Source organism: Macromonas nakdongensis (assembly GCF_002837145.1).
GTDB lineage: Bacteria > Pseudomonadota > Gammaproteobacteria > Burkholderiales > Burkholderiaceae_C > Macromonas_B > Macromonas_B nakdongensis.
Genome location: NZ_NWMV01000090.1, coordinates 1 through 4,113, shown reverse-complemented (window position 1 = coordinate 4,113; position 4,113 = coordinate 1). Strand labels below are relative to the sequence as shown.

The following is a 4,113-nucleotide window of genomic DNA, read 5'->3' as shown; positions in this document are numbered from 1 at the left end:
AACTACCTTGACACGCGCCGCCGGTCGGACACGAATGGGCTGAGTGACTCGTTCGTGATGCCACCGAATTTCCTAGTCCAACAGCGAACGTCGCCGATCAGCCTTGAACTGACCTTGAGCAACCAGATCCCAGCCACTGTTAGTGGCAGATGGCGGTCTCGCGGCAGTCTAGGAGGATCGCGAGATATTCGTTTTGCGGCCTGAGCCGCCCAGCGGACCGGATGGAAGGTTGCGTCGGGCTTCGAACTCCTTCCCGGGCCGCTTGTTGGCGGCGACCCACCCACGTGGGTCGCGCCCAAGGCGAGCAGCGTCCTTTTCCGCACGACCTGCGTCGCTGGGAGCGTGCTTCTGCGTGAGCGGGTCGGTACTCTTGTACGGCTTTGACATGCGAGGCTCCTGAAGGTCGCCGAGAATTGACGCTGTCGCATTGTCGAGGCTAAAACGAGACGTCGTGTGGCGGATAGAGGCTCTCTGCACGAAGTAGGTTCTAGACATCCAACCGGCATTGTGCGCCCAGCAAGGTAATAGTCCGATCGATACCGTAGTTGACGGCCAGTTGCGTGCAAGTCAGATATCCATGACGTGGTGCAGCATGGCGAAGGGCACGCGCCAACTGCTACCACCCTCGCAGTCGACGGAAGCCGTGCGTTGGTTGATGCGTGCGATGGTCCCGACCTGGGGCTGCAGGTACTTGTCGGTGAAGGAGACCTTGTCGCCGCGGCGGAAGTCGTCGCGCCCGGGTTTGTGTTTTCGCGGTTCACTGGTTGGGGGCAGCGCGCCTTCAAGGCGCTCCTCGTTCTCGCCCGGGTCTATGCCGGCATAGCTGAGCTTCCATTGCGATCGCGTGCCATCCTCATGCACCGTGACTTGGTCGCCCTTGATCGCCATGACCTTGCCGACCCGCATTTCTCCGGTACGCCAGTCCATGAACCGCACCGATTTGCCCAGGTTGAGCTTGTTGAGCGTCGCGACGATGCGCCTGGGATCGGCCAGCAGTCGATCGATGATGTTGGAGAGTTCGAACAACTCAAGGCTGCTGGCATTTGACAGCGCCTCAATCAACTTGGGATCGGCCATGACCGATATTGTGCCAATGGCACCGCCCGCTCAGGCGGCCAGGCGTTGCTCCGCAATGGCCGTGTTGATCTGGCCGGCCACGGCCCAGGGCAGCAACTCATCAATGCGGTTGATCGGGTGCTCGGCGATGCGGTCGAGCACGTGGCGCAGATAGGCCCTCGGATTCAAACCATTGAGCTTGGCCGTGCCCAGCAGGCTGTAGATCACGGCAGCGCGCTCCCCGCCGCTGTCCGAGCCAAGGTGCAGGTAATTCTTGCGCCCGATGGTCACCCCACGCAGGGCCCGCTCGGCAATGTTGTTGTGTGCCTCCATGCGCCCGTCATCGACGAACCGGATCAACGCCCGCCAATTGCTCATCGCGTAGCCGATGGCCAGTGCCATGGGCGACTTGGCCGATATCTCTGTCAATGTGGCAACCAGCCAGCGCTGCAATTCATCCAGTACTGGTCGAGTTCGTAGCTGACGCTGGCGCATTCGCTCCTCGGGCCGTTGGCCCTGGATATCGGCCTCGATCGCAAAGATGGCCGCAATGCGTTGCAAGGCCTCGTGCGCCACGGTGCCGGGCAGCTTGCGCTGCTGCTCGTGGATGTCGTAGAACTTCCTCCTCGCGTGGCTCCAACAAGCCGCCTCCACGATGCGCCCGTCCTCGAACAGGCGGTCATACCCACTGTACGCGTCCGCTTGCAGGATGCCCTCGAAATCTCGAAGGTGACGCCTTGGATGTTCGCCTTTGCGATCTGCTGAGTACTGAAACCAGACCGCTGCCGGGGCGGTCTCGCCGCTGGCCCGGTCATCACGGACATACACCCACAGCCTGCCGGTCCTGGCCTTGTTCTTGGCACCGCCCAACACCCGGATCGGCGTGTCATCGCCATGAACCTTGGAGCCGTTTAGAACGTACCGGCCGATGGCTTGCGCCAGCGGAGTGAGAAGCCAGGCGGCAGCGCCGACGATGTCGCTCAAGGTGGAGACGGCCAGCTCGACGCCGTCACGCGCAAAGATCTGGCTTTGGCGGTAGAGCGGCGTGTGATCGGCATACTTGCTCACCAGCACATGGGCCATGAGTCCGGCGCCGGCCACAGCGCGATCCACCGGACGGCTCGGCGCTGCGGCTTGAACGATGCTCTGGCAGCCGCCACAGGCCAGCTTGGGGCGTACATGGCGGATCACCAGGAAGTTGCCCGGTTCGTAGTCCAGGACCTCCGAGACATCCTGGCCGATCTCGCGCAGGCCGTTGCCACACGCAGCACAGTTGCACCCACCCTCGGGGTTGTGCACGACGGTCTGACGCGGCAGGTGCGCGGGCAGTTCGCGCAGGCCGGGACGGGACTTCTCTGAGCGCTTCTTGCCGCCCTCGGCAATTGGGGCGACATCGGGCGCAGATGGGTCGTTGGCGGCTGGCATTGGCGCCATGCCTGAATCCATCAGTTCCAGCTGGCCGTCGTGCTCGAGCTTCTCGCTGGAGCGGCCGTATTGCATGCGGCGCAGGTAGCTCAGCTCCAGCTTGAGTTTGTCGATGGTCAGATGCGCCATCTTGAGCGAAGCGTCGCGCTGCGCCAGCGCGCCCGTCAGCATCTCAATCCTCGCTTGCTGTTCATCCAATGTCATGGGGCATGACTGTGCCTGCCAGGGGGCGGGGCCGCCATAGGAATCTTCCCTGTCAATCGATTGGGAAACTGGTGGTACTCAGCGCAACTCCGTGCAACTCGGCATGTGGCTGATCTACGCCGCGCGCTGCGGCTGCCAGGTGCGCGTGGGCATTCTCCAGTCGATGCCCTCGAGCAGCATGGACAACTGCGCCGGAGTCAATGACACCGCACCGCTGTCGGCCTGCGGCCAGACAAAGCGCCCCTTCTCCAGGCGCTTGGCGAACAGGCACAAGCCCTGACCATCCCACCACAGCAGTTTGATGATGTCACCGCGGCGGCCCCGGAAGACGAACACGTGGCCAGAGAACGGATCCTGGGTCAGCGCGCTTTGCGCCAGCGTGGCCAAACCGTCAAAGCCTTTGCGCATGTCGGTCTGTCCTGCAGCCAACCACACCCGCGTGCCTGCGGGCAGGCCGATCATCGCAGCGCCGCCAGGACCTGCACGATGCTGCGCAGCTCCGAAGGATCGAATCCAGCGGGCAGGCGCACGGTCGCATCGCCCAGGATCAGTTCAATCGGCGCGCGCTGCGCGGTCGACTCCGGTGACCGAGGCTTGGGGCCCACAGCTGGGCTTGCCGATGTGACGTTCACCGGCAGCATCGTGACCGCCGTCTCACCGCCGTGCTCGCGATAGCGGGGCAGCCATTTGCGCACGACGTTGGCGTTGATGCGGTGGTTCATCGCCACGGCCGAGACCGAGGCCCCTGGTACCAGGCACTGGGCGACCACCTCGCGCTTGAGTTGTGGTGAATAGGTCCGCCTGACAGCTCTTGCAGGCTCTTGTGCCGCGATGGGCACTCCAAAATTAGCGTCCGCTTGTTTCATGGTGGACGCGATCGTCGGCGCCTGCGGTCATCTCGACAAGAGGGTGCTTGCCGGACTATTACCCAGCAAGTGCGGCCGAGAACCGTTCCCGGCCATCAGCAGGCGGTTGCCCCGCGCCAAAAAGCTTCGGCTGAGGCGAGACCCTGGAGGACCGCTTTGCGGTGACGAGTCTGAGCGTCCGGTCGGCTAGAGTCGGGCAAGAGCGGCCAGCCAATTGCGAATGATCGCTATAGATTAGGCTCAAGGTCATGAATTCGAACAGTGAAGCCCTGAGGGGTGGTGGTGCCTCAATGATGCAGAAGCCAATTGACGTACCGCTACCACAGCTGGTCAATGACCTTTGGCACTCACAGCAAGAGCTTGCGAAGCACTACGCCCACACCGGTTTGAAGTTCACCTTAGACGGACGTCTGGTCGGAGATATCGCAGAGGCCCTGGCTCTAGAGCACTTTGAACTCTGCCTTCCGCCCAAGCGCACGAAGGGAGTAGATGCGCTGACTGCTACCGGACACTCCGTTCAAGTAAAGGCATCCGGATTAGACCCTGATGGCCACCCAAATTC

The 4,113-nt window shown here is 62.6% G+C and carries 5 protein-coding genes; 1 reads left to right on the top strand and 4 read right to left on the bottom strand.

Annotated features, from left to right (window positions below):
* Nucleotides 1-567: 567 nt before the first annotated feature.
* From CON77_RS11865 to tnpA, 4 genes are all read right to left on the bottom strand, one after another.
* Nucleotides 568-1,077, bottom strand: coding sequence for a hypothetical protein (locus CON77_RS11865; RefSeq protein WP_232788524.1), 510 nt, complete (start codon nucleotides 1,075-1,077; stop codon nucleotides 568-570).
* 30 nt (nucleotides 1,078-1,107) lie between these two features.
* A complete protein-coding gene (gene tnpC, locus CON77_RS11860) occupies nucleotides 1,108-2,685 on the bottom strand; it encodes an IS66 family transposase (RefSeq protein ID WP_037056506.1) in 1,578 nt (525 codons plus the stop codon).
* A gap of 114 nt (nucleotides 2,686-2,799) precedes the next feature.
* Nucleotides 2,800-3,147, bottom strand: a complete 348-nt coding sequence (gene tnpB / locus CON77_RS11855) for an IS66 family insertion sequence element accessory protein TnpB (RefSeq protein ID WP_024972737.1) — start codon at nucleotides 3,145-3,147, stop codon at nucleotides 2,800-2,802.
* Nucleotides 3,144-3,551 carry an IS66-like element accessory protein TnpA gene (gene tnpA, locus CON77_RS11850; RefSeq protein ID WP_080693798.1) on the bottom strand — a complete coding sequence of 136 codons (408 nt, stop codon included), beginning with the start codon at nucleotides 3,549-3,551 and terminating at the stop codon, nucleotides 3,144-3,146. Before tnpA ends, tnpB begins: the two co-directional genes overlap by 4 nt.
* 248 nt (nucleotides 3,552-3,799) lie before the next feature.
* Between tnpA and CON77_RS15590 the strand changes: the two genes are divergently transcribed.
* On the top strand, nucleotides 3,800-4,113 hold a 314-nt coding region (locus tag CON77_RS15590), incomplete at its 3' end, for a DUF6998 domain-containing protein (RefSeq protein WP_232788523.1).

Excerpts from the sequence above, each read along its gene's own strand:
- tnpB (WP_024972737.1), bottom strand. The coding sequence starts at position 3,147 with ATGATCGGCCTGCCCGCAGGCACGCGGGTGTGGTTGGCTGCAGGACAG.
- tnpA (WP_080693798.1), bottom strand. The coding sequence starts at position 3,551 with ATGAAACAAGCGGACGCTAATTTTGGAGTGCCCATCGCGGCACAAGAG.
- CON77_RS11865 (WP_232788524.1), bottom strand. The coding sequence starts at position 1,077 with ATGGCCGATCCCAAGTTGATTGAGGCGCTGTCAAATGCCAGCAGCCTT.
- tnpC (WP_037056506.1), bottom strand. The coding sequence starts at position 2,685 with ATGACATTGGATGAACAGCAAGCGAGGATTGAGATGCTGACGGGCGCG.